The sequence below is a fragment of the Afifella sp. JA880 genome, from assembly GCF_025379905.1.
Lineage (GTDB): Bacteria > Pseudomonadota > Alphaproteobacteria > Rhizobiales > Afifellaceae > Afifella > Afifella aestuarii.
Map to the genome: position 1 here is coordinate 424,847 of NZ_JAOANH010000002.1, position 24,601 is coordinate 449,447.

23 protein-coding genes are annotated in these 24,601 nt (G+C 63.7%); 7 read left to right on the forward strand and 16 right to left on the reverse strand.

Annotated features, from left to right (window positions below; genetic code table 11):
• Positions 1-448 precede the first annotated feature (448 nt).
• Positions 449-1,813 (forward strand): MFS transporter, encoded by a 1,365-nt coding sequence (locus NYQ83_RS10230; protein WP_409976989.1) that lies wholly within the window; start codon positions 449-451, stop codon positions 1,811-1,813.
• A gap of 74 nt (positions 1,814-1,887) precedes the next feature.
• On the opposite strand, the gene gatA is transcribed toward NYQ83_RS10230, so the two are convergent.
• The 14 genes from gatA to rpoZ form a co-directional block, all read right to left on the reverse strand.
• Entirely contained in the window at positions 1,888-3,369 is a 1,482-nt protein-coding gene (gatA, locus tag NYQ83_RS10235) for an Asp-tRNA(Asn)/Glu-tRNA(Gln) amidotransferase subunit GatA (RefSeq protein WP_261214496.1), read from the reverse strand.
• A gap of 10 nt (positions 3,370-3,379) precedes the next feature.
• Positions 3,380-3,859 (reverse strand): GNAT family N-acetyltransferase, encoded by a 480-nt coding sequence (locus tag NYQ83_RS10240; RefSeq protein ID WP_205649834.1) that lies wholly within the window; start codon positions 3,857-3,859, stop codon positions 3,380-3,382.
• A gap of 3 nt (positions 3,860-3,862) precedes the next feature.
• A complete protein-coding gene (gene gatC, locus NYQ83_RS10245) occupies positions 3,863-4,150 on the reverse strand; it encodes an Asp-tRNA(Asn)/Glu-tRNA(Gln) amidotransferase subunit GatC (protein ID WP_092810711.1) in 288 nt (95 codons plus the stop codon).
• Between the two features lie 152 nt (positions 4,151-4,302).
• Entirely contained in the window at positions 4,303-5,007 is a 705-nt protein-coding gene (locus NYQ83_RS10250) for a metal-dependent hydrolase (RefSeq protein ID WP_128291385.1), read from the reverse strand.
• A 103-nt stretch (positions 5,008-5,110) separates the two neighbouring features.
• Positions 5,111-5,851 (reverse strand): DNA repair protein RecO, encoded by a 741-nt coding sequence (gene recO, locus NYQ83_RS10255; protein WP_261214497.1) that lies wholly within the window; start codon positions 5,849-5,851, stop codon positions 5,111-5,113.
• A 148-nt stretch (positions 5,852-5,999) separates the two neighbouring features.
• A complete protein-coding gene (ppa, locus tag NYQ83_RS10260; RefSeq protein ID WP_261214498.1) occupies positions 6,000-6,542 on the reverse strand; it encodes an inorganic diphosphatase in 543 nt (180 codons plus the stop codon).
• 295 nt (positions 6,543-6,837) lie between these two features.
• Positions 6,838-7,788 carry a GTPase Era gene (era, locus tag NYQ83_RS10265; protein WP_261214499.1) on the reverse strand — a complete coding sequence of 317 codons (951 nt, stop codon included), beginning with the start codon at positions 7,786-7,788 and terminating at the stop codon, positions 6,838-6,840.
• The gene (gene rnc, locus NYQ83_RS10270; RefSeq protein ID WP_128291381.1) at positions 7,779-8,480 is read right to left on the reverse strand and encodes a ribonuclease III; all 702 of its coding nucleotides are present in this window, start codon (positions 8,478-8,480) and stop codon (positions 7,779-7,781) included. Before rnc ends, era begins: the two co-directional genes overlap by 10 nt.
• On the reverse strand, positions 8,477-9,247 hold the full coding sequence (gene lepB, locus NYQ83_RS10275; protein WP_092810699.1) for a signal peptidase I: 771 nt from the start codon (positions 9,245-9,247) through the stop codon (positions 8,477-8,479). The genes rnc and lepB overlap by 4 nt, the downstream gene beginning before the upstream one ends.
• Before the next feature lie 116 nt (positions 9,248-9,363).
• Positions 9,364-9,765, reverse strand: coding sequence for a holo-ACP synthase (gene acpS, locus NYQ83_RS10280; RefSeq protein ID WP_128291379.1), 402 nt, complete (start codon positions 9,763-9,765; stop codon positions 9,364-9,366).
• Positions 9,762-10,523, reverse strand: coding sequence for a pyridoxine 5'-phosphate synthase (locus NYQ83_RS10285; protein ID WP_261214500.1), 762 nt, complete (start codon positions 10,521-10,523; stop codon positions 9,762-9,764). The genes acpS and NYQ83_RS10285 overlap by 4 nt, the downstream gene beginning before the upstream one ends.
• Complete coding sequence (locus NYQ83_RS10290; RefSeq protein ID WP_261214502.1) at positions 10,520-11,110, reverse strand: DUF2062 domain-containing protein; 591 nt, start codon at positions 11,108-11,110, stop codon at positions 10,520-10,522. Before NYQ83_RS10290 ends, NYQ83_RS10285 begins: the two co-directional genes overlap by 4 nt.
• 52 nt (positions 11,111-11,162) lie before the next feature.
• The gene (locus NYQ83_RS10295; RefSeq protein ID WP_261214504.1) at positions 11,163-13,361 is read right to left on the reverse strand and encodes a RelA/SpoT family protein; all 2,199 of its coding nucleotides are present in this window, start codon (positions 13,359-13,361) and stop codon (positions 11,163-11,165) included.
• 180 nt (positions 13,362-13,541) lie between these two features.
• Positions 13,542-13,913 (reverse strand): DNA-directed RNA polymerase subunit omega, encoded by a 372-nt coding sequence (gene rpoZ, locus NYQ83_RS10300; protein WP_092810689.1) that lies wholly within the window; start codon positions 13,911-13,913, stop codon positions 13,542-13,544.
• A 185-nt stretch (positions 13,914-14,098) separates the two neighbouring features.
• Between rpoZ and NYQ83_RS10305 the strand changes: the two genes are divergently transcribed.
• From NYQ83_RS10305 to NYQ83_RS10315, 3 genes are all read left to right on the forward strand, one after another.
• A complete protein-coding gene (locus tag NYQ83_RS10305) occupies positions 14,099-14,740 on the forward strand; it encodes an NYN domain-containing protein (protein ID WP_261214506.1) in 642 nt (213 codons plus the stop codon).
• A gap of 29 nt (positions 14,741-14,769) precedes the next feature.
• A complete protein-coding gene (locus NYQ83_RS10310; RefSeq protein ID WP_261215174.1) occupies positions 14,770-15,459 on the forward strand; it encodes a uracil-DNA glycosylase in 690 nt (229 codons plus the stop codon).
• A gap of 105 nt (positions 15,460-15,564) precedes the next feature.
• Positions 15,565-15,924: a hypothetical protein gene (locus NYQ83_RS10315; protein ID WP_261214508.1), complete on the forward strand. Its 360-nt coding sequence runs from the start codon at positions 15,565-15,567 to the stop codon at positions 15,922-15,924.
• A gap of 29 nt (positions 15,925-15,953) precedes the next feature.
• Here NYQ83_RS10315 and smpB read toward each other — a convergent pair whose 3' ends face one another.
• Both smpB and dapA read right to left on the reverse strand, forming a co-directional pair.
• The gene (gene smpB, locus NYQ83_RS10320; protein ID WP_128291372.1) at positions 15,954-16,427 is read right to left on the reverse strand and encodes an SsrA-binding protein SmpB; all 474 of its coding nucleotides are present in this window, start codon (positions 16,425-16,427) and stop codon (positions 15,954-15,956) included.
• 23 nt (positions 16,428-16,450) lie between these two features.
• Entirely contained in the window at positions 16,451-17,329 is an 879-nt protein-coding gene (dapA, locus tag NYQ83_RS10325; protein ID WP_128291848.1) for a 4-hydroxy-tetrahydrodipicolinate synthase, read from the reverse strand.
• Positions 17,330-17,523: 194 nt separating this feature from the next.
• Between dapA and NYQ83_RS17785 the strand changes: the two genes are divergently transcribed.
• From NYQ83_RS17785 to NYQ83_RS10340, 3 genes are all read left to right on the forward strand, one after another.
• Positions 17,524-19,956 carry a lytic transglycosylase domain-containing protein gene (locus NYQ83_RS17785; RefSeq protein WP_314733302.1) on the forward strand — a complete coding sequence of 811 codons (2,433 nt, stop codon included), beginning with the start codon at positions 17,524-17,526 and terminating at the stop codon, positions 19,954-19,956.
• Between the two features lie 344 nt (positions 19,957-20,300).
• Positions 20,301-22,934, forward strand: coding sequence for a diguanylate cyclase domain-containing protein (locus NYQ83_RS10335; RefSeq protein ID WP_261214511.1), 2,634 nt, complete (start codon positions 20,301-20,303; stop codon positions 22,932-22,934).
• 379 nt (positions 22,935-23,313) lie between these two features.
• On the forward strand, positions 23,314-24,522 hold the full coding sequence (locus tag NYQ83_RS10340) for a porin (protein WP_261214513.1): 1,209 nt from the start codon (positions 23,314-23,316) through the stop codon (positions 24,520-24,522).
• Positions 24,523-24,601 lie beyond the last annotated feature (79 nt).

Sequence of the window (24,601 nt, forward strand, 5' to 3'; positions counted from 1 at the left end):
GGGGTAGGCGGTGACGTGAGCGGCTTGGGGGGAGCTCGGGACTTCGGTCTCGTGCCAAGGATCCGCTCCGTCTCCGCCTGCCCCATTTTGCTTGGGGCGCATTTCCCCTGAGCCCAATCCGCTGGAGGCGTGAGACAGGAGACGACCTACCGGTCGCCCGAGAAAACCGCCATCACCACGCTTCACTGACGAGCCTCCCGCGCACAACCTCCGCGAGATTTCTGCCGCGACCGACCGATTCTCGCCGCACGCGCCGCGCCCGCCCGCTGATCGCATAACCCTCGCCGTCAGGCCCGCAGGTCAGGCCTTCCGCGTCTATCCCTGCATTGAAAAGATTGCGCCCTGCGACAAAACGCGGGAATAAGACCTCCGTCCCAGCCTTTCTTTTTCAATGCCCGCCCACCGTCTTATCCCGCTTATCGTCGCGGTCGCGCTCTTCATGGAAAACATGGACGCGACCATGATTTCCACGTCGCTCCCGCAGATCGCGGCCGACATCGGCACCACGCCGATCGCGCTCAAGCTCGCCTTGACCGTCTATCTTCTGTCGCTTGCGATCTTCATCCCGGTGTCCGGCTGGGCGGCCGACCGTTTCGGCGCGCGGCGGGTTTTCACCTCGGCGATCATCGTCTTCATGATCGGCTCGCTCGCCTGCGCCGCGTCCAATTCGCTCATGAACTTCGTCGGCGCGCGCTTCCTGCAGGGGCTGGGCGGCGCCATGATGACGCCCGTCGGCCGCCTCGTGATCATGCGCACGGTGGAAAAGCGCGATTTCGTCAATGCCATGGCGTGGTTTTCGATCCCCGCTCTGCTGGGGCCGATCTCGGGTCCGCCGCTCGGCGGCTTCATCACCACCTATTTCTCCTGGCACTGGATCTTTCTGATCAACATTCCGATCGGCATTCTGGGCATCTTCTTCGCGCTCCGCTTCGTGCCGGAATTGAAATCGGAGGAGACGCGCCCGCTCGATTCACTCGGCGTCGTTCTGATGGGCCTTGCGAGTTCAGGCCTCGTCTTCGGCTTTTCGGTCGCAAGCCTCGGCGTGCTGCCGGCAATCGCCTGGCAGACGATGATCGTCATCGGCGGCGTGTCCGCGCTTGCCTATCTCCGCCACGCGCGGCGCGTCACCTATCCGGTGGTCGATCTCTCCCTCATCCGCGTGCCGTCTTTCGGCTTGAGCCTCGGCGGCGCCACCCTCTTCCGCATCGGCGTCGGCGCCATGCCCTTCCTCCTGCCCCTGATGCTGCAGATGGGTTTTGGCCTCAGCCCGTTTCAAAGCGGCCTCATCACCTTCACCGGCGCGGCCGGTGCGCTGTTCATGAAGTTTCTGGCGCAGCCCATTCTGCGCCGCCTCGGCTTTCGCGCCGTCCTCGTGGCCAACACGCTGATCGGCGCGGCCTTCCTCGGCGTCATCGGTTTCTTCACCGAGGAAACCCCGGCGCTCGTCATGATGGGGCTGCTGCTTGCCGGCGGCTTCGCCCGCTCGCTGCAATTCACCTCGCTCAACGCACTCGCCTTTGCCGATATCGACCACGAGCGCATGAGCCATGCGACGAGCCTTTGGGCGACGGCACAGCAGATTTCGCTCGCGACAGGCGTCGCCGTCGGCGGCACGCTCTTGGAGGTTTCGATGCTCAGCCACGGCGGAGGGATCGAGATCGGCGATTTCCACTTCGCCTTTTACGGCGTGGCGATCGTCTCCGCCCTCTCCATGCTCTTCTTCCTGCGCCTGCCGGACGATGCGGGCTCGGAGATGAGCGGCCATATTGCTAGCCCCGCCGCCGGCAGCGGCGGCGGCCTCAGCAAGCTCTGAGAGAACCGTTTATTCGGAGATCACCGCCTCGAACTCGATCTCGACGAGCCAGTCCGGGTCGATGAGGCCCGCGGTCACCACCAGCGTTCCGGCTTGAATGAGCCGGCGGCGTCTTCGATCACCTGCCCGGCCTTGAACAAGGTCGCCTCGTCGAAGGGACGGCCGATGAGCTGCAGGCCGAGCGGCAGGCCCTTGGCGTCGAGGCCTGCCGGCACCGCGATGCCCGGAAGCCCGGCCATGTTCACCGTCACCGTGAAGACGTCGTTCAGATACATCTTCACCGGATCGGAATTCATCTCCTGATCGGCGATGCCGAAGGCGGCCGACGGTGTCGCCGGCGTCAGAATGGCGTCGACACCCGCGGCAAAGACGTCCTCGAAATCGCGCTTGATCAGCGTGCGCACCTTCTGGGCGCGCAGATAATAGGCGTCGTAATAGCCGGCGGAGAGCACATAGGTGCCGATCATGATGCGCCGCTTCACCTCGCGGCCGAAGCCCGCCGCGCGCGTCTTCTCGTACATGTCGATGATGTCGTCGCCGTCGACGCGCAGGCCATAGCGGACACCATCATAGCGCGCGAGGTTCGAAGAAGCCTCGGCGGGTGCCACGATGTAATAGGCCGGCAGCGCGTATTTGGTGTGCGGCAGCGACACTTCGACGATCTCGGCGCCTGCGTCACGGTACCAGTCGATGCCCTGCTGCCAGAGCTTTTCGATTTCCTCCGGCATTCCCTCGACGCGGTATTCCTTCGGCACGCCGATTTTGAGCCCCTTGACGCTTTCGCCGAGCGCGGCCGGATAATCCGGCACGGCGATGTCGACGGAGGTGGAATCCTTCGCGTCGACCGAGGCCATGGATTTCAGCATGATCGCCGCATCCTTGACGGTGCGCGCGATCGGGCCCGCCTGGTCGAGCGAGGAGGCGAAGGCGACGATGCCCCAGCGCGAGCAGCGCCCATAGGTTGGCTTGATGCCGACAGTGCCGGTGAAGGCCGCCGGCTGGCGGATCGAACCGCCTGTATCCGTCGCCGTCGCGCCGGCGCAGAGATTGGCGGCAACCGCGGCCGCCGAGCCGCCCGAGGAACCGCCCGGCACGAGATCGGTGTTCGACCCCTTCGCCCGCCACGGGCTGACCACCGGGCCGTAATGCGAGGTCTCGTTGGAGGAGCCCATGGCGAACTCGTCCATGTTGAGCTTGCCCAGCATGACCGCGCCGTCGGCCCACAGATTGGCGGTCACCGTCGATTCGTAGCGCGGCTCGAAGCCGTCGAGGATGTGCGAGCCCGCCTGCGAATGCACGCCTTCGGTGGCAAAGAGATCCTTGATGCCGAGCGGCACGCCTTCGAGCGTTCCACCCTCGCCCCTGGCGAGGCGCTCATCGGAAGCTTTCGCCATCTCGCGCGCCTTGTCGGGCGTCACGGCCACATAGGCGTTGAGCGCATCGTTCGCCGCATCGATGGCGGACAGATACGCCTCCGTCAGCTCCACGGCGGAGAACGACTTGGCGGCGAGGCCATCGCCGATCTCGGCGATGGTAAGGGAAGTAAGATCGGTCATCGAAATCGGCTCAGTTGGAAAGGCGTTTTTCCATGAAGATGGAGACGCCGTCATCGGGATAATCGAGATAGGGACCGCGGACGGCGAAGCCGGCCGAACGGTAGAGGTTGAGGGCGGCCGGTTGCTGGTCGCCGGTTTCCAGAAGAAGCGTGGCAAGCGCCATGTCGCGGGCACGCGCTTCGATCGCCGTGAGGATCAGCCGGCCGAGGCCACGCCCCTGCTGGCCCGGCGCCACATACATCCGCTTCACCTCACCCTCGTCCTCAGACAGGACCCGCAGCGCGCCGCAGCCGACCGCCTTTCCCCGCTCACGGGCGACGAAGAAGACGATATTGGGCTCCGACAATTCCGCCACCGTCATGTGGTGGCAGGCTTCGGGAAGGTAGAAAGACAGAAGATAGGCGTTGAGGTCGGCGATGAGCGCATGCACCTCCGGCTGATCGGGAGGCTCCGCAGCGATAGAAACCGATTGTTCCAGAACCGCCGTCACGGCTCATTCCACGACTTTGGGAACCAGGAAGAAATTGTCCTCGCTCAAAGGCGCGTTGGCGACGATGTCGGCGGCCTTGGCGCCATCGGTGATCTCGTCGGCTCGCATCTTGAGCGTCATCGCGGCGACGGAGGTCATCGGCTCGACGCCCTCGACATCGACTTCCTGCAATTGCTCGACAAAGCCGAGAATGGTGTTGAGCTCGCCGCGCAGGCCCTCGGCCTCTTCCTCGGTGACCTTGATGCGGGCGAGATGCGCGACGCGTTTGACGGTGGAAAGATCGACGGACATAAAAAACCCCTCTTCTCCGGCCCGCTATAGACCGCAGAAACCGGCGCGGCAACGCCCCGCGCCCCGGCATGCCAACCATCCGATGCCGGCAGGAGATGCGGGGGCGGACAAAACGCCGCCCCGCCCTCTCAGTCGTTCATAACAGGCAGGCCTCAGACCTCCATCGTCTCTCCGACCTCGGGCACCAGCACCTTGCCGGCATCGTCACCGAGCGCCGCCAGGAACTTGTCCGGCGTCTGATCGACGAGCGGGAAAGTGCGATAATGGCACGGGAAGATCTTCTCGAAATCGAAATAGCGCTGGCAGGCGAGCGCCGCCGTCTCGCCGCCCATGGTGAAGCGATCGCCGATCGGCACGATGCCTATTTCCGGCTTGTGGCGTTCGTGGACGAGAGCCATGTCGCCGAAAATGTCGGTGTCGCCCATATGATAGAGCACCTTCTCGCCCGGCGCCTTGACGACGAGGCCCATCGGATTGCCGAGATAGACCGGCTTGCCGTCGACCATCATCGAGGAGGAATGCAGCGCGTTGACGAAGGAGACGGTGAAGCCGCCGCAATCGACCGTGCCGCCGTGATTGCCGGGATTGATCTTGTTCTCGTCGACGCCCTGCGCGGCGAGATACATGCACACTTCGAAAGAAGAGACGAGCATAGCCCCCGTCTCCTTGAGGATAGGCAGCGTGTCGCCGGTATGGTCGCTGTGGCCATGCGTCAGCAGAACATGCGTCGCCCCTTTCGCCACATCCAGCGGGTCGCCCTCGAAGACGGGCGAGTCCGACAGGAACGGGTCGATCATCACCACCTTGTCGGCGAATTCGAGACGGAATGCGGAATGTCCGAGCCAGGTTACTTTCATGAGATAAGCCTCCCTTGTTCGGCGATAACTCTAGCGGGCTTTCACGACATGACGAGGGCGCCGGACAAAGCGCGCGGCATGATGAGGCCCGGCACGGCAACGTTCACGGTCGCGCCAGCGCCGTGCGGATAAAGGCCTGGCGCATCTCGGGCAGGCCGAGACCCCTGGGCGCGAGCACATGCCGATCGAGAAACAGCCCGGTAATGGCAAAGCCCGCCGCCAGATCTTCCTCGTCGGGCAGCGTCTCGTCGCCTTCTGCGCGCAGAAACGCCGGCAGAGGCAGCAATCGGTCCCGGTAAGGCGCCCCTGCCCCCTCGCTCACCGCACGGCCGGATTTCGGCGACACATAGACGAGCCGCTCCGTCGTGCCGGTCGCGGCACAGGCGGTGAGATCGAGCCCGACGCCGAGCTCCTCCAGAAGCATGATCTCGAAATGCACCATCCCCGCGGCAAAGCCCGCGCGCGCGGCATCGGCGCTGAGCGCCCCGTCGAGGAGTGTCCTGAGCGCCGCATGCAGGGCCGGATGCGGGTCCCGCTCCGCCAGGAGCCTGAAATGCGCGGAGAGAAGCTGCATGCCGTAGGACGCGGTCCGGTCGGCCATGATGGCAGCGGCACGTTCGGTGATCGGCTCGGCGCGAAAATTACCGAGATGCGCGTCGAGCCTCGCCCGCCAGGTGAGCGACAAGGTATTGCCCGGCTGCAGGATCGGCCGCTGGCGGCGCGAGCGCCCGCCCTTGACGAGGCCGAGATGACGGCCGCGCGTTTCCGTCATCACCTCCAGGATGATGTCCGCCTCGCCATGCCGGCGCGTGGACAGGACGATACCGTGCTCCGACCATTCCATGGCGCAGGCTTAGAGTGTTTCATCCGGCGACGGAAACACTTCTCGTTCGCCCGCGATGGGGCGATCCGGCACGAACACAGGCAAGCGCGACACGGGCATAGAGCAAGCGGCGCGACGCACCGGGCGTCGCGCCGCGTCTCGTCGATGCTTACTTTTCGGCGCCCTTGGCCTTGGCGCGCTCGATGCCTTCCAGGACGAGCTGTTCGGCACCTTCGGTGTCGACCCAGCGGCCGACATCGACCCACTTGCCCTTCTCCAGATCCTTATAATGCTGGAAGAAGTGGGCGATCTGCTCGCACATGATCTGCGGCAGATCGAGATAGCTGCGCACGCCGGTATAGAACGGATGCAGCGCGTCGACCGGCACGGCGATGATTTTCTCGTCGCCACCCGATTCGTCTTCCATGATCAGCGCCCCGACGGGACGGCAGCGGATGACCGCGCCCGGCACCACCGGCACCTGGCTCACCACCATGATGTCGCAAGGATCGCCGTCCGGCGACAGCGTGTGCGGGATGAAGCCGTAATTGCCCGGATAGAACATCGCGGTGTGCAGAAAGCGATCGACGAAGATCGCGCCCGACTTCTTCTCGAGCTCGTATTTCACCGGAATGCCGCCAAGCGGAATTTCGACGATGGCATGAAGATCCCGGGGCGGGTTCTTGCCGACAGAGATATGACGTAGGTCCATGAAGATCCTCGCAGCGGGCTGCTCGTGCTGCCCTTCTTAAAGTAGATTCGTAAGTTTGAAATCGCCCGCCAGCCCTTTGAGACGATTCAGGAAGATTCCGGAGCGCAGCGTCTCTTGGCGAAAGCTGCGCCGGCAAAGCCAAACGCGAGATGGCCTTACCGCTGAAAGAAATGCGCTCTGCCATGCCGGCAGATCGGGCTCAATGCACCTTTCGGCTGGGATCGGCATCATCGACTGGAAGAGCTTATAGGCTGAGGAAAGTGAATTTCGCTTTACGACAAGCGCCGCAACGCCGCTATTTCGGAAATTCCAGGCCCATTTCCCGGTAGCGTTCGGGATCGTTGGTCCAGCCTTCGCGCACCTTCACGAACAGGAAGAGATGCACCTTGCGCTCCAGCATGTGGTGCAGCTCGCGGCGTGCGGCGATCGAAATCTGTTTGATCGTCTCGCCGCCCTTGCCGAGCAGGATCTTGCGGTGGCTTTCGCGCTCCACGAAGATCACCTGGCTGATCCTCACCGATCCGTCGCGCTTTTCTTCCCAGCTTTCCGTCTCGACCGTCGCCGAATACGGCACCTCCTGATGCAGGCGCAGCATCAGCTTCTCGCGCGTCACCTCGGCCGCGATCGCGCGTATCGGCAGGTCCGAGACCTGATCTTCGGGATAGAGATACGGCCCCCCCGGCATCGCCCCGGAGAAAAACGTGAGAAGGTCGCTGACGCCGTCGCCGTTCGCCGCCGACACCATGAAGGTGCGCGAGAACGGCAGCCGCGCATTCGCCTCCGCCGTGATGGCGAGAAGCGCGTCGCGGCGCACGAGGTCGATCTTGTTCAAGATCAGGACGCGCTTGTCCTCGCGCGCCCCGGATTCGCCCAGGCGGTCGATGATGCCGAGTGCGGCTTCGTCGAGACCGACACGTGCATCGATGAGAACGGCGGTGATATCGGCATCGGCCACCTGCGCCCAGGCGGTGCTCACCATCGCCTTTTCCAGACGCTTCTTCGGCGCGAAGATACCCGGCGTATCGACGAAGACGATCTGCGCGCCCTCATGCATGGCGATGCCCCGGATGACGGAGCGTGTCGTCTGCACCTTATGGGTGACGATCGCCACTTTGGTCCCGACGAGCTGGTTCAACAGCGTCGACTTGCCCGCATTCGGCGCGCCGATCAGGGCAACGAAGCCCGCCCGCGTTCGCTCTTCGCTTTCAGATGATGCCGGGCTTTCAAGCTCGGTTGTCACAGCCATACCCCCTCGCGACGCAGAATGGCGGAAGCGGCCGCATGTTCGGCCTCTCGCTTCGACGGGCCTCGGCCCTCTGCCCCTTCTGCGCCTTCGATCAACACTTTGACGGAGAATTCCGGCGCATGGTCCGGTCCTCTGCGTCCACTCTCTTGATAGCGCGGCGTGCCGTGCCCGTTGCGATGCGCCCATTCCTGCAATTCGGTCTTGGCGTCGCGCAGCGGGCCCTGCATCGTCCGCAGCCGCTTGATCCAGAAACGGTGAATGATGACTTTGGCCGCATCCAGGCCGGCATCACGGAACACCGCGCCGATCACCGATTCACACGTATCGGCGAGGATCGACCGCGCCGTGCGCTCCGTCGCCCGCGCCAGGCTCTCCCCGACGCGGTAATGCTCGGCGAGATGCATCTCCTCCGCCACTTCCGCACAGGCGTCGCGATTGACGAGCCGTGCGAGCCGGCGGGACAACTCGCCCTCCGGCGCCTGCGGATATTCCTCGATCAACAAATCGGCGATCACGAGGCCCAGCACCCGGTCGCCCAGGAACTCCAGCCGCTCATAGGTATTCAGCGGATCGCCGCGCCGCTCGTCGCCGATGGCGCTCGCATGCGTCAGCGCGCGCTTCAGCAGGTCCGGGCGGGTGAAATGATGGCCGATCCGCTCTTCAAGATCGCCGAGCGAAGCCTTGCCGCTCATAATGCTTCAAGCAACCGGTTGTAGCGCAACGACCACGGCCACCGCCAGAATTCCCAGACATGGCTGTCCTCCTCGACCGAGAAGAAGATGACCTCGGCGCGTCCGACGAGATTCTCTTCCGGCACGAAGCCGACGAAATTCAGAAAGCGGCTGTCGGAGGAATTATCGCGATTGTCGCCCATCATGAAATAATGACCGGCCGGCACTTCGTAGACGCCGGTATTGTCCTTCTCGCCGTTCGGCGTGAGGTCGAGCGTCATGTAGCTGACGCCGTCCGGCAGCGTCTCGCGGTACTGCGCGACCTTGATCTCCTGACCGAAGGCGTTCTCGCCGGTGTAATCCTCGACGCGTTCGCGCTCCACCGGCGTGCCGTTGATGTAGAGAAGGCCGTTCTTCATCTGGATCTTGTCGCCAGGCAGTCCGATGACGCGCTTGATGTAATCGGTCTTGGGATCGCGCGGCAGCCGGAAGACGGCGACATCGCCGCGCTTCGGCCCGTCGCCTTCCCAGATGCGGCCATGGATGAACGACAGGTCGATCGGGAAAGAGTAGCGCGAATAGCCGTAGCTGAACTTCGAGACGAAGAGATAATCGCCGACGAGAAGTGTCGGCATCATCGATCCGGAAGGAATGTTGAAAGGGTGATAGAGAAAGGTGCGGAAGACGAGCGCGATCAAGAGCGCCTGGATAACGACCTTGAGCGTTTCGCCCAGGCCTCCGCTCGATTTGGCTTTCTCGGATTCGGCGCTGCGTTCGGCCACGTTCATGGCTCCGTCCTTGGGAAATTGCTCGCGGGTTTAACGGCAGCGTCCCCCGCCTGCAACGCCGGGCCGTCTCCGCTGCGCATTAATTCTGTTTTTGAGGCCTGAATGCGGCAGCGCCGTCAGTCTGCGCGCACCGCCTCGATCACCACAAAAGCCTGCGCCAGCGGGCCGTCGTCGGTGATGGTGAGATGGATGAGCGCTTCGTAGCCCTCGGGCGTCATGCGGGCAAGCACTTCCGCCGCCCCGCCGGTCAGCCGCATGGTCGGCTTGCCGGATGGGAGATTGACCACGCCCATATCGCGCCAGAAGACACCCTGCCGAAGCCCCGTCCCGAGTGCCTTCGAACAGGCCTCCTTGGCAGCGAAGCGCTTGGCGTAAGACGCCGCCCGCATCCGCCGGCGTTCCGATTTCGCGCGCTCCACCTCGGTGAAGACGCGTTCGACGAAGCGCGTGCCGAAGCGGTCGAGCGTCTGTTCCACCCGGCGAATGTCAATGAGGTCGGAGCCGAGCCCGATGATCATGCCGCCTCTCCCGCCTCCGCGCGGGCCGCATCCATCAGCCGGCGCATCTCGCGGATGCTCTCCTCAAGCCCGACGAAGATCGCCTCGCCGATGAGGTAATGGCCGATATTGAGCTCGCGGATTTCGGCGAGCGCGGCGATCGGCGCCACATTGTCGTAGCCGAGCCCGTGGCCGGCATGCACTTCGAGCCCGATCGAAACGCCGTAGCGCGCCATCTCCGCAATGCGCTGGCGCTCTTCCTCGGCGCCGGCCTCGTCGCCCTCGCGCCAGAGATCGCAGAAGCGCCCGGTGTGCAATTCGACGACGGGCGCGTGAAGCGTCCGCGCCGCATCGAGCTGCGCTTTCGCCGGCTCGATGAACAGCGAAACGCGCACGCCCCTTTCGTTGAGCGCCCTCACGATCGGCCCGAGCCGCGTGAGGCTGCCGGCCGCGTCGAGCCCGCCTTCCGTGGTGCGTTCCTCGCGCCGTTCGGGAACGAGGCAGGCCGCACGCGGGCCGTGCTTCAGCGCGATTTCGAGCATCTCGTCGGTCGCCGCCATCTCCAGATTGAGCGGCAGCGAGATCTCGCTCATGAGCCGGTCGATATCCCCGTCGCGGATATGGCGGCGATCTTCGCGCAGATGTGCGGTGATGCCGTCGGCGCCAGCCGCCTCGGCGATTTTCGCCGCTCTTAAGGGGTCTGGATGGTCGCCGCCGCGCGCATTGCGCACCGTTGCCACGTGATCGATGTTGATACCGAGCCGAAGCGAAGAGGTCATTGAATTCCGTTGAAGCTTGCACCGTTCTGCGGGGCATCGCTCGCCGCGGGCTTGCGCCGCGCGACGAAACGCTCTCGCCGGTTTGCCTGATAGGCCGCCACGAGCCTGTAGACAATCGTGTAGGTGATGATGCCAGCGACGAGCCCGAGCGGGATGGCCCCGACCGTCATCGGCTTCAGGATCGGCAGGAGCTGCTCGAAGGATTTTTCCACCAGATCGTGCCCGAGACGGGGTGGCGGCAGTTCGTGTGCGCCGCGCCACAGAAGATGGCCGAGCTTGTAGGTCGCGGCCCAGATGAAGGGGAAAGTGAGCGGGTTTCCGATCGAGGTGCCGAGTGCGGCGGCGATGAGGTTGCCGCCGATGAGCCAGGCGATCGCAAAAGAAATCACGAAATGCAGGCCGAGAAACGGCGTGAACGAGGTGAAGACGCCGGCTGCGCAGCCCGCGGCGATCGCATGCGGCGTCGCGGAGAGCCGCAAAATCCGCTTCATGAAATAGAGAAACGAGCGTCGCCAGCTCGAACGCGGCCAAAGCCAGACGCGCAAGCGTTGAAAACGGCCTTCCTCTATACGTCTGCGAAACAGCATCTTTCGCCTTCTGATCTCTCCGCCCGCATGACGCAGCGGCTTGAAATCCCAACTATCCGTTGACGCGCACCACGCCGCTCACCACCGATTTCGCCCTCAAGTTCCGCATGATGTGGTTCAAATGCTTGAGGTTCCAGACTTCTAGATCGATTTCAAGCTCGGTAAAGTCACGACGGCGCTGCAGCATCCGAAGATTGTCAATATTCCCGTCACTGCGGCCGATCGAATCTGCAATCTCGGCAAGAGACCCCGGCTCGTTGAGCGTCGACACCCTGATCCGCGCCGGAAATCTCTCCGCCGAACCGCCCGGGATATCCCAGCGCACGTCGACCCACCGATCAGGCTCGTTCTCGAATTCCGTCAGGGCCGGAGAATGGATCGGATAGATGGTAATCCCCTCACCTGGTGTGAGGATGCCCACGATACGGTCGCCCGGCACAGCACCGCCTTCCGGATCGAAACGAATCGGCATGTCGCCGCTTGCCCCGCGGATGGGCAGAGCGTTGTCGTCATGCGCGCCACGCCGGCCTTCCTCGTCGAGGCTGAAGCCGAGGCTCGCTCGCGCCGTATCGTGCCAGGTATTGGTGCGCGTGCCCGCCTGCGTCGCGACCATGCGCTCGGGGAAGACGGAGTTCATCACCGCTTCGGCATTGACCTGACCGCGCCCGACAGCGGCGAGGAGATCCTCGACGTCTTCGAAGCCGAAATGGCCGACATGCTCCTTGAGGCGCGCTTCCGACCACGGCTCCTCCAATCGCTCGAAGGCCCGGTGCAGCGTATGGCGGCCGAGCCCCGCATATTGCTTGCGCACATGGGCGCGCGTAGCACGCCGGATGGCGGCGCGCGCCTTGCCGGTGACGACGACGGATTCCCATGCGGGCGGCGGCCGCTGCGCTTCGGAGCGCACGATCTCCACCTCGTCGCCGTTCTCCAAGGGCGTCACGAGCGGCGTCAGCTTGCCGTTGACCTTCGCGCCGACGCAGGTGTCGCCGATATCGGTGTGCACCGCATAGGCGAAGTCGATCGGCGTCGCGCCACGCGGCAGCGCGATGAGGCGCCCCTTCGGCGTGAAGCAGAAGACCTGGTCCTGAAAGAGCTCGAGCTTGGTGTTTTCCAGAAACTCTTCCGGCGCGTCGCCATGGGCGATGTGTTCCACCGTCTGCCGCAGCCAGGCATAGGCAGAGGATTCGCGCGCCAGCCGGTCCCGGTCGGCGGCGATACCGTCCTTGTAGAGCGGATGCGCGGCGATGCCGTATTCGGCGATCCGGTCCATCGCATAGGTGCGAAGCTGCAGCTCGACGCGCTGCTTGCCCGGCCCGACCACCGTAGTATGCAGCGATTGGTAGCCGTTCTGCTTGGGCGTGGAGATGTAATCCTTGAAGCGCCCCGGCACCATCCTCCATTCCGTATGCACGGCACCGAGCGCCCGGTAGCAGTCGCTCACGTCGTGAAAAAAGATGCGGAAGCCGAAGATATCCGACAATTGCTCAAAGCCGACGGCCTTGCGCTGCATCTTGGCGAAGATCGAATAAGGCCGCTTCTGCCGGCCGCGGATCTCGCCGTTGATGCCGCTGTCCTGCAATCTCTTTTCAAGCGCCACCTGGATCGTCTCGATGTCGCCGCCGGTGCGCTCGCGAAGATCGACGAGCTTCGCCGCGATCGTCGCATAGGCTTCCGGATTGAGCGTGCGAAAGGACAGCTCTTCCAGCTCCTCGCGCACGGCCTGCATGCCCATGCGCCCGGCGAGCGGCGCATAGATTTCCATCGTCTCTTCGGCGATGCGTCCGCGCTTCGCCTCCGGCACGTATTGGATCGTGCGCATATTGTGCAGACGGTCGGCGAGCTTGACGAGAAGCACGCGCACATCGTCGGCGACGGCGAGAAGCAGCTTTCTGAGGCTCTCCGCCTGCCGGGCCTCGCGCGAGACGAGATCGAGCCGGTCGATCTTCGTCAGCCCGTCGACGAGGCGGCCGATCTCGGTGCCGAAGAGCTTGTCGATCTCGTCACGCGTGGCACTCGTATCTTCGATCGTGTCGTGGAGAAGCGCGACGGCGACGGAGGCGTCATCCATCCTGAGTTCGGTGATGATGGCCGCGACTTCGAGGGGATGGGAAAAGTAGGGATCGCCGGAGGCGCGCTTCTGCGTGCCATGCTTCTTCATGGCATAGACATACGCGCGATTGAGCAGATCTTCGTTGACGGCTGGATTGTAGGCGGCGACCCGCTCGACCAGCTCGTATTGGCGCATCATCCCCAGACGTCCTCGCGGCCTTGTAGCCCTGCGCGGCTAGTGAACCGCTTTCAATCCATTTTGCCGGATATAGGCTTTACAAAGGCTGAGCGCATCCGTGCGAAAAAAAAAGCCCCGCACCGGCGGGGCTTTATCGTCGCGGCGGGGAAAACTCCCGCCGCCGATGTCCTGAGGCCGTTCTCAGTCGTCGCGCCGCTCGGGCGGATCGAGGCTCTCCAGACCGCGCAGAAGCTCTTCTTCGCTCATCCGATCGAAGGTCATTTCGTCTTCTGCACCGCCGCTCTGGGCTTCGATCTCTTCCGGAGCCGGCTCCGGCTCGTCGACCTCGACGAACTTCTGCAAGGAATGAATGAGATCTTCTTTCATATCCTCGGGCTGAATCGTCTCGTCGGCAATCTCCCGCAAGGCAACGACGGGGTTCTTGTCGTTGTCACGGTCCACCGTCAGCGGCGAACCATTCGAGATCGTGCGCGAGCGGTGCGCCGCAAGAAGCACGAGATCGAACCGGTTATCGACCTTGTCGACGCAATCTTCCACGGTGACGCGCGCCATGGATGCACCTCCTCAAAAATCGTTCGAAAACGGGAATTGGGTTCCCCATAGGCCTTTTTCAACAGTCCCGCAAGGTTTACGAACAGCCTGCCTTGAAAGCGCCGAATCCCTCACTTAGGCGTTGGCAACTTTCTTGGTGCGGCAAAAATTTCCAAGAAAACACATTGTCTTAGAGGAGGTTCACGATGTTCGATGCGCGTGAAAAAGTTGCCTTATTTCTGGATGGAGCCAATCTTTACGCAACATCCCGCTCGCTGGGTTTCGACATCGACTACCGTCGTCTTCTCGATAGTTTTCGCAAGAAAGCCTATGTCTTGCGCGCGGTTTATTATACTGCGCTTGCCGAGGATCAGGAATATTCTTCGATCCGCCCTTTGATCGATTGGCTCGATTACAATGGCTACCGTATCGTCACCAAGCCCTTGAAGGAATTCACCGACGCGCAGGGTCGGCGGAAGGTCAAGGGCAATATGGACATCGAGCTCGCGGTCGATGCAATGGAAATCGCCGAGCACATAGACCACCTCATCCTCTTCTCCGGCGACGGAGACTTCCGCTATCTGGTCGATGCCTTGCAGCGCAAAGGCAAGAAGGTGACCGTTGCCTCGACCTTGAAGTCGCAACCGCCGATGATCTCCGACGACCTTCGTCGCCAGGCCGACCATTTTCTCGAGCTTGCCGACATGGCAGCCGAATTCGGTCGTGCCGGCCCCGCCCGCACACGTCCCGCCTCCGATGACCAGAACGACGGCAGCCCCGGCTCCTATGAGGACGACGAGTTCGATTATTACGACGATGATGATGAAGTCGACACGAGCGCCCGGTGAAATACGCTGAAAACCCGGCCGCGGGGGAATTGCAGTCTTCGTCGGAAGCCTCCCGCGGCGCCTGTCCGCCCGCAAATCCTCCGAGCGACTGCCCCCTCTGCCCGCGCCTCGTCGAATTCCGCAACGAATGGCGAGCCAAAGAGCCCACCTGGCACAACGCGCCCGTGCCGACCTTCGGCCCCTCCTCGGCCCGGCTCTTGATCATCGGGCTGGCGCCGGGCCTGCGCGGCGCCAACCGCACGGGACGCCCCTTCACCGGCGATTATGCCGGCGATCTCCTCTACGACACGCTGATCGAATATGGCTTCGCGCGCGGCGAATACCGCGCCGATCCCAACGACACGCTCGAACTGATCGATGCGGCGATCGTCAATGCGGTCCGCTGCGTGCCGCCGCAGAACAAGCCGGTCGGCGCGGAGATCAACAATTGCCGGCCGTTCCTCGCCGCGACCATCGCCCGCCACACCGAGCTTTCGGCCATCCTGGCGCTCGGGCGCATCGCCCATGACAGCGTCGTGCGCACCCTCGGCCTGCGCCTCAAGGACGCGCCCTTCGGCCATGGAGCGATACACGAAATCCCGGGCGAGGCGTCAGGCGGCCTCCGCCTTTTCGACAGTTACCATTGCTCGCGTTACAACACGAACACCGGTGTTCTGACGGAAAAAATGTTCAAAGGCGTGTTCGCAGAGATCCGCAATCTCTTGAGCAAGCCGCGTTAATCGTTCTCTAACCAAGAAATTCCAGCCGGCATCCAGACATCGGCGCAACCTTGCCGCGACATTGGTTGAAAGGCTACGCCGTTATCGGAATGGGGGGGGAATGGCATGGCCGAGCCGACACAAGATCTGACGACGATCGCGCATGTCTATGGTCCGAGCCAGACATCGCTCGCTATCTGCATGCTCAAGGCCCACGGCATCGTCGTGGTGCCGGTGGGGCCGCAGCACATCTCCGTCGCCTGGCATTACAGCGTTGCACTCGGCGGCGTCGCCTTGCGCGTGCCATCGAGCCAGGCCGAGGAAGCCCTTGAAATTCTAAAAGGTTTCGGCGCGCCGGTGCGGCGCTTCAATCTGATCGCAGCAGCTTTTATGGTGCTCGCATTCCTGCTCGCCGGCGTCGCCGTTCCGCCCCGGGCGCTTTATCTCGCAGAGAGAAGCGCAGGTTCAGGCGAGCTCCTCTCGTGAGCCGCCACTGAACCGCAGCAGAAGCCCGGCTAGCCGAGCTCCTTCAGCAACCGGTTCTTCTCGCGCTGCCAGTCGCGCTTCTTCTCGGTTTCGCGCTTGTCGTGGGTCTTCTTGCCCTTGGCGAGCGCGATCGCGAGCTTGGCGATGCCGCGATCGTTGAAATAAAGCCGCAGCGGCACGATGGTCATGCCTTCGCGGTCGACGCTCTGCGACAGCCGGTCGATCTCGCGTTGATGCAAGAGCAGCCGGCGTTTGCGTCGCGGATCATGGTTGAACTGGTTCGCCTGGACGTATTCCGGGATGTTGCCGTTGATCAGCCACACCTCACCGCGTTCCGGGCTCACATAGGATTCCGCGATATTGGCTTTGTTCTGCCGGAGGCTCTTCACCTCAGTTCCGACGAGCTGCAGGCCAGCCTCGATCGTCTCGCCGATTTCGTAATCGAAACGGGCGCGCCGATTGTCGGCCACAACCTTGTTGTTCGTCGTCGTCTTCTTCGCCATCGAAATCCAACTGCAACCTTGCGTTAATTGAGGAGCCCGGCATGGCGAAGCGCGTCCTGCACCTCGCTTTTGGTCTCCTCTCCGATCGTGGTGATCGGCGAGCGCACTTCCTCGCTCATCTTTCCGAGCACCGAGAGTGCATATTTGGTGGGTCCCGGGCTCGGCTCAAGGAACAATGCGCGATGGAGTGGCATCAGTCGGTCCTGATAGTCGAGCGCGGTTGAGAAATCGCCCGCCATGCAGGCCTTCTGGAATTCCGAACAGAGTTTCGGCGCGACGTTCGCCGTCACCGAAATACAGCCATGCCCGCCATGCGCCATGAAGCCGAGCGCCGTCGGGTCTTCGCCGGAGAGCTGGTTGAACTCCGTGCCGATCGCCTGGCGCTGCAGGCTGGCGCGCACCAGATTGGCCGTCGCGTCCTTGACGCCGGTGATGTTCGGGCAATCCTCGAAGAGCTGCTTCATCGTCTCCACGCTCATGTCGATCACCGAGCGCGGCGGGATGTTGTAGATGATGATCGGGATGGAGATCGCGTCCGCCACAGCCTTGAAATGTGCGTAGAGGCCCTTCTGGCTCGGCTTGTTGTAATAAGGCGTCACCACCAGCACGGCATCGGCACCCGCCTTCTCCGCATGTTCGGCAAGCTCGATCGCCTCGCGCGTATTGTTGGAGCCTGCGCCGGCGATCACCGGCACCCTTTTGGCCGTGACCTCGACGCACAATTCCACCACCCGCTTGTGCTCGGCATGCGACAGCGTCGGTGATTCGCCGGTCGTGCCAACCGGCACGAAGCCGTGGCTGCCCTCGCCGATCTGCCATTCCAGGAAGTTGCGGAACGCCTCTTCATCGACATTACCGTTGCGCATGGGCGTCACCAGCGCCGGAATTGACCCCTTGAACATAACTTGGCCCAAAAATTCTGTCCTTTTGACTGTGGCGGCGGACGATAGTGGCGCATCCTGGCAAGAGCAAGCGCACCGCCTCCGCTCTGGGGCCGCAAGGAAGCAGAACCGAACACGTGATCTTGCCGAGCAGGAAACTCGCGGCGATCGCCGCAGCGTTCGCCCTGGCCATCGCGGCTGGGGAGTCTCTGCTCGTGCTTTCAGCCCCCGTGGCGACCGCCGCACCCGCAACGCCGATGCTGCCGAAGCCGCGCCCGGTGGAAAAGGCCCCGGCGAGCGTTGAAGCCATGCCCGCGCCCCGCCCTGCCGCAGACGCAACTCCAGACGCAAAGCCGGGCGATGTCGCGGAAGCGAAGGCGACACCCGCCTCTGCATCCGAAGATTCGACCGCCGAGAATGCGGCCCCCGAGAATGCGGCCCCCGAAAACGCTGCGCCTGAAGAAACGGCCGCAGCCGACGCCGCAGCCGCCAGCGCCGATGAAAACCCGGCCCAGGAGACGGATGGGGACGCCTCGGCCAGCGGCGAGCCCGAAACGACCACCGGCTCGATCGGAACCGGCGAGACGCTCTCGGCCCAAACGGAGAAGCCGGCCCCGTCACAGGAGAACGCTGCAGAGAAGACCGGATCGCAGGAGCTTGCCTTTCTGGCGCCGCGCCCGCGTCCGATCCCGATGGGTGCCGCAGCTGAGCGGCTGAACCGGATGAAGAACGATCGCCCGCCTTACGGCTTTTCGCAGGCCGACCTCCTGAAGCGCGGCCTAGATCTCGTGACGGCCGATGCCTATACGAGCGCGCTCGCCTTCTCCGAGACCCTGCCGAACGCGTTCGACCGCGAACTCATTCGCTTCTTCGTCGCCCGCGCGCCCTTCTCCGGCCTCGCCCCGGCCACGATCGAGGAAGTCGCACGCGACCATCCGGACTGGCCCGATCCCGACCTCCTCAGGCTGCGCGCCGAACAGGCGCTCCTGCGCACGCATCCGACGGGCGAAGCCCTTCTCGCCTTCTATGCCGAAGGCGCGCCGATGACGGATGATGGCTGGCTGCGGCTCGCCGATATCTATTCGGAGCGCGGCTGGCACAAGCGCAGCCGGAAAATCGTTCGCCGGATCTGGCGCGAGGAATCGCTGTCGAGCACGCAGATGGCGCATATTCTGGCCGAGCATGCCGACGCGCTGACACGAGAGGACCACCTCTACCGCTTCCGCAGACTTCTCCTGCACAAGCGCACGGGCGAGGCGATCCGCGTCGGCCAGGCGATCGGCCCGGGCTATGACCAGCTGGCACGTGCCGTCGCCGCCGCCGTCGACCGCGGCGGCTCGACCGCGAGCCTGATGGCCATCAAGACGCGTTTCCGTGGCGAGCCCGCCTGGGAATACGCCCGCATCCTGATGCTCATTCGCAAAGACCAGCTTGTCGAAGCCGCGTTGCGCATGAGCCTGGTGGAGCGCGACGGCAGCAAGCTGGGCGATGCCGACCGGTGGTGGGAGCTGCGCAAGGATCTGGCGCGCATGCTCCTGGAAGAAGGCTACCCCGCCCTTGCTTATTCAGTGGCGGCCACCCATGCCGCGCAATCGCCTGAGGCGATTGTCGAAGCGGAATTCCATGCCGGCTGGCTGGCACTCCGATATCTCGATTCCCCGCGTGCCGCGCGGGCGCATTTTGCGAGGATCGCCGCCGTCGCCACGCAGCCGCGCTCCATCGCGCGCGGCTATTACTGGCTCGGTCGCGCCCATGCCGCGAGCGGCCATGCCGATCAGGCGGCCAAGGCCTATTCCGTCGCCGCCCGCCATGGCGCCACATATTATGGTCAGCTGTCGCGCGAAGCGCTGGGCCTCACCCATACGGGACTCGAACTCCGGCCGCGCCCGACCGCACTCGACAGGCTGCGCTTTGCCGCAAGGCCGGAAGTGCACGCCATCAAACGCCTCGCGGCGGCACAGCACAATTTCCGCACCCGCGCCTTTTTCATGGCGCTCGGCGACAAGCTTGATAGTCCTGGCGAGCTTTCCCTTCTCGATACGCTGTCCCGGCGCATCAACGAACCGCATTACGGCATGCTCGCCGCCGCCCGTGCCGATGCCCGCGGCGTCGAGGTCGGGGCCCTGCGCGCGCCGCTCATCGTCGTCCCGCCGGACATTCCGCAGCCGGCAATCGTCGATCGCGCACTTCTATATGCGGTCTCCAAACAGGAAAGCGCCTTCAACCCGTCGGCCACCAGCCATGTCGGGGCGCGCGGGCTGATGCAGTTCATGCCCGCGACCGCGCGCTATACGGCGCGGCAGATCGGCCTTCCCTTCTCTCTCGTGCGCCTGTCGAGCGACCCCGCCTACAACGCCACTTTGGGCGCCGCCCATCTCGGCGAACTTCTGACCAATCTGCGCGGCTCATATATAATGACCTTCGCGGGCTATAATGCCGGGCCAGGCCGCGCCATCGATTGGGTGAAACGTTACGGCGATCCACGCGGGGCGGAGACCGATCCCGTCGACTGGGTCGAGCGCATCCCCTTCGACGAGACGCGCAACTACGTCCAGAAGGTGATGGAAAACCTTCAGGCCTATCGCAGCCGCCTCGGCCATACGCTCTCCATCTCCGAGGATCTGGCGCACGGCGATCCGGTCCGTTAGCCCTTTCACGCGCCCTCTGCCGTCAGAGACCGCCGTCCAAGACGGGCTGCACCGCCCCTAAAACCGCAAGCAGGTATTCATTCGGACGTGACGCCGGCAGACTCCATCGGCCGGCGCACCGTCGCGTATCCGAAATTATTCGGTGACGCGAAAGTCGTACAAAAGAACAATTGATAGGCGAGCAGAACCTGTTTTACATTTGCAGGTGGAGACAATACAAATACGCAGTCAGAATTAATATTATATTCACCTACTGACCAGACAGGTTCAGGGAGCATCGTTCCTCTAGGAAATTGGTCATAAGGCTGGGGGAATCTGCACCGGTGGTTGGAGAGGACGAGCCGATGGGGGAACAAGCGGCGAGTGCGAGAGCTGTCGCGGATTCTGAGCCGCCGCCGTGTCCCATCACGCGCCCGCAGACGGGTGGGCCGCAATCGAATGCACCTCAGGCGAATGCACCTCAATCGAGCGCGCTCCAGACGAGCGCACCGGCGTCTCTGTTCGATCAGAACATCGTCGCCGCGGCCCAGATCCGTTTCGCCGACGGCGGCGTCACCCGGATCAACCATCGCTGTGCCAGCCTTCTCGGATTCGAGCCGGAGGGGCTCGCCGGCCGCTCCCTGATCTCTCTCGCAATTCCGGAGGAGCGCAATATCTGGGGCGAGCGCCTGACGAGCCTCAGCTGCGGTGCTCTTTCGGAATGCAGCGGCGAAATGCACTGCATCGGCGGCAATGGCTGTCCCGTGCGGGTCAATCTCACGCTGAGCGCCTTCACGAGCGGCGGCACGCGCGCCGATGAATGCGTCGCCATCCTTCATGGCATCGCGCCCGAGCCTGCACAGGCCCCGGCTCTCCGGACAGAGCAAGAGCCGGAGGCGACGTTCCGCGCCATCTACGAGAACATTCAGGAAGGCGTGTACCGTTCGTCCATCGACGGCCGCCAGCTCGCGGCAAATCCCGCCCTCGTGCGCCTCAACGGCTACGACAGCGAGGCGGAGATGTTGGCGAATGTCCACGACATCGCCACCGAATGGTACGTCGACCCGACGCGGCGAGCCGAGTTCCAGACCGCCCTGCGCGAACACGGTCGGGTGGAGAGGTTCATCTCCGAGGTCTACCGTCACAAGACGCGCGAGCGCATTTGGGTGGAGGAGAACGCCCATCTCGTACGCGACCCGGCGACCGGCGAGACACTCTATTATGAGGGGACCGTCCGCGAGGTGACCGGAACGATCGAACAGCTAAAGCTGCATGAGCGCCTGCAACGGATCGGCGCCGTCATTTCGGCCTGTCTTTTTCAACTGCGGCGGCGGCCGAACGCGACCAGTGCGGTCCCCTATGCCGGTCTCGGCCTTGAACCGCTTTTCGGGGTCGCCCCTGAGGACGTGCGCAACGACGCCTCTCCTCTCCTCGCCGCCGTCCATCGCGACGACCGCCTGCGTCTGTCGGCGAGCCTGTTGCGCTCGGCAACCCGCATGACGCCCTGGGCGCTGGAATTTCGCGTCAATCATCCCTATCGCGGCACGATCTGGCTTTCCGGTCGCGCCGTGCCCGACCGCGAGCCCGATGGCTCCGTCCTCTGGCACGGCCTCGTTTCGGATGTCACCGCCCTCAAGACCAATGAGCGGCAGATCTATGAGCTCGCCTATTTCGATTCGCTGACCGGCCTGCCGAACCGGCAGATGCTGCGCGACAGGCTGGCGATGGCGCTCGCCGCGAGCCGGCGGCGCAAAGGCTTCGGCGCCCTCCTCTTCATCGATCTCGATAATTTCAAGGTCATCAACGACAGCTACGGCCACGATGTCGGCGACCTGCTCCTCGCCAGCACCGCCCAGCGTCTGCGTCTGTGCCTGCGCGAGCTCGATACCGTCGCCCGGCTCGGGGGCGACGAGTTCGTCGTGCTCTTGCAGGATCTGGGGGATACGGAAGCGCAGGCGATGCGCCACGCCGACAGGGTGGCGCGCAAAGTGCTGCAGGCGGTCGACCAGCCCTGCCTCCTCAACGAGCAGCGCTTTCAGACCACCTGCTCGATCGGCCTTACCTTGCTGGACGGACGCGAGAGCGATCCGGAAGAACTCCTCAAACGCGCCGATCTCGCGATGTACGAAGCCAAGGCCGCCGGCCGCAACGGCCTCAGCGTCTTCAGCGCCGCAACGCGAAACCCCGCCCGCGAGCATGTCGGCGCAATTGCCGACTTTCGCCGTGCGATCGACAGCGGCGACATCGAGTTCCTGCTCGACGCTCAATATGATGTCGACGGCAACTGCCGTGGCGCCGAGCTCCTGCCCTCCTGGCACCATGAAAGATGGGGGGCTTTCCGCAGCCAGGAGCTGACAAGCTTCGCCGAAGAGGCCGGGCAGGCAGAAGCCCTGACGCGCCAGGCGATCGCTCAGGCCTGCGCGCTCCTCGGCAGCTGGGGCACAAGGCCGGAACTCTGCCGGCTGTCGCTTTCCGTGGGTGTCAACGCGCGCATGCTGCACGAACGCGGCGCCGTCAGACGGATCAACCGCTTTCTTCTGGATGCCGGCGCCGACCCCAGGCGCCTCACGCTCGAATTGCCGGAGATCATCGTCGGCAAGAACGATGTGGCGCTCGCCGACAAGATGCATCGGCTGCGCCGTTCCGGCGTACGCTTCACTCTCAAGAGTCTTGGCGCCCGCCTCACGCGCCTCGCCCAGCTCAAAGCGCTGCCCTTCGACGAGATCAAGATCGATCCGGCGCATATGCGCGATATCGCAGCCGAGCCGCCTCCCCTCATCCGCAAGGTCATGCGCATCGCCGACAGCCTCAACCTCATGGTCATCGCCGAAGGTGTCGAGACGGAGGCGCAGCGGCGGGCTCTGGCAGCCGCCGGTTGTGACCGCATCCAGGGGCCTTTGTCCGGAGCGCCGATGCCGCCCCAGGTTTTCGAAGAGAGATTCGCGTCCCCGGTGATTCCCCTCCGCGCGGCCCCGCTGACGCAACAGAGATTCGCCTGATCCGAATCTGAGCCCATCCAAAATGTGTGGCTTCGGCGCACGATTCTCTCCCGGCCCCCGACCTTGAAGGCTGTGCGCAAGGCCCCCAGAGGCACGAAAGAGCCGCGAAACGGCGTCCACGTTAAGCCTTTCTTAGGGTTTGGGGCCCGCTTCGTGGCAATTGTGCAACATCGATTGCCAAAGCCGGCAGCGCGGGCATTCTGATGTTGCCTGTGCAGGGCGGATGAATAGTGTGGCCTCAGGCAGCCACGAGGCAGCCCACTTCTTCGAAACGGAGAAGGTTGAGGGGCGGGGGACGCCACTCAGAACCGATGCCAACAACGGCGCGGACTGGAACGCAACTCCCCCGGCTCGTGCAACTTGGACTGGAGGTCTACAAATGAAACTCAAGAGCCTTCTTTTCGGCTCGGCGGCTGCTGTGATGGCCGTCACCGGAGCACAGGCCGCCGATCTGCCGGTCGCGGAGCCGGTTGAATACGTGCGGATTTGCGACGCGTTTGGCGCTGGATTCTACTACATCCCGGGCACCGACACCTGCTTGAAGGTCGGCGGTCGGGTGCGCGTTGAAGCGCACTACGTCAATGGCGACGACCAGGGCGACACGTTCAACGAGTTCACCTCGCGTGCTCGTGGCTATGTCCGCCTCGACGCTCGTACGCAGACCGATTTCGGTCTTCTGCGCGCCTATGTGAGCTCTTCGCTCCAGATCGGCCCGTCGAGCTTCGCCGACAACTACGATGAGGGCCAGTATCTCGAGAACGCTTTCATCCAGCTCTCGAATGACATGGGCACCCTCACCGTCGGTCATGCCTCGTCGTTCTTCGACTTCTTCGGCACCTACGGCTACGGCACGCGTATCGGCATCGACGATAACACGACCGAGCAGACGCTCTTCGCGTACACCTTCAACGTCGGCAATGGCGTTTCCGCCACGCTGTCGTTCGAAGACGCCGCTTCCGGCGGCCGTCGTGCGCACTTCGATGGCGTTGTCATCGACGGTCAGGAATTCCCGGACGTCGTCGCCAACGTGCGCGTCGATCAGGGCTGGGGTTCGGCCCAGATCATGGGTGTCCTTCACGACACCGGCGTCGACTCCGTGTCTGACGACCTCGGCTTGCTCGACGACGACGACAGCGATCTCGGCTGGGCCATCGGCGCTGGCGTGACCGCCGGCATCCCGGGCACGGGCTTCGAGGCTTCGGTTCAGGCCAACTACACGCAGGGTGCTGTTTCCTACATCACCGCCGGCGTGAACAGCCTCATCCTCGAGAACACGCTCTCTGACGTGACCATCGACGAAGACGGCTCCCTCGAGCTGACGAAGGCATGGAACGTCCGCGGCGGCATTTCGGCTGACTTCGCCACGCAGTGGACGGCGTCTCTGAATGCGTCCTACACGGACATCGACTACGAAGCCCTTGGTGACCTCGACTTCTACGGCATCACGGGTAACGTCGCTTGGACGCCGGTTTCTGGCTTCCTGATGGGCGTCGAAGTTGCCTACAACAATGTCGATTGGGAGTTCGCCGACGAAGACTCTCCGGACGACATCTGGGGCGTGATGTTCCGCGCACAGCGCACGTTCTAATCGCTTCAAGCGATCGGAATTGGGAAGGCCCGGCGGCAACGCCGGGCCTTTTCTTTTGGGCCAGCGGCTCGGCTTCTTC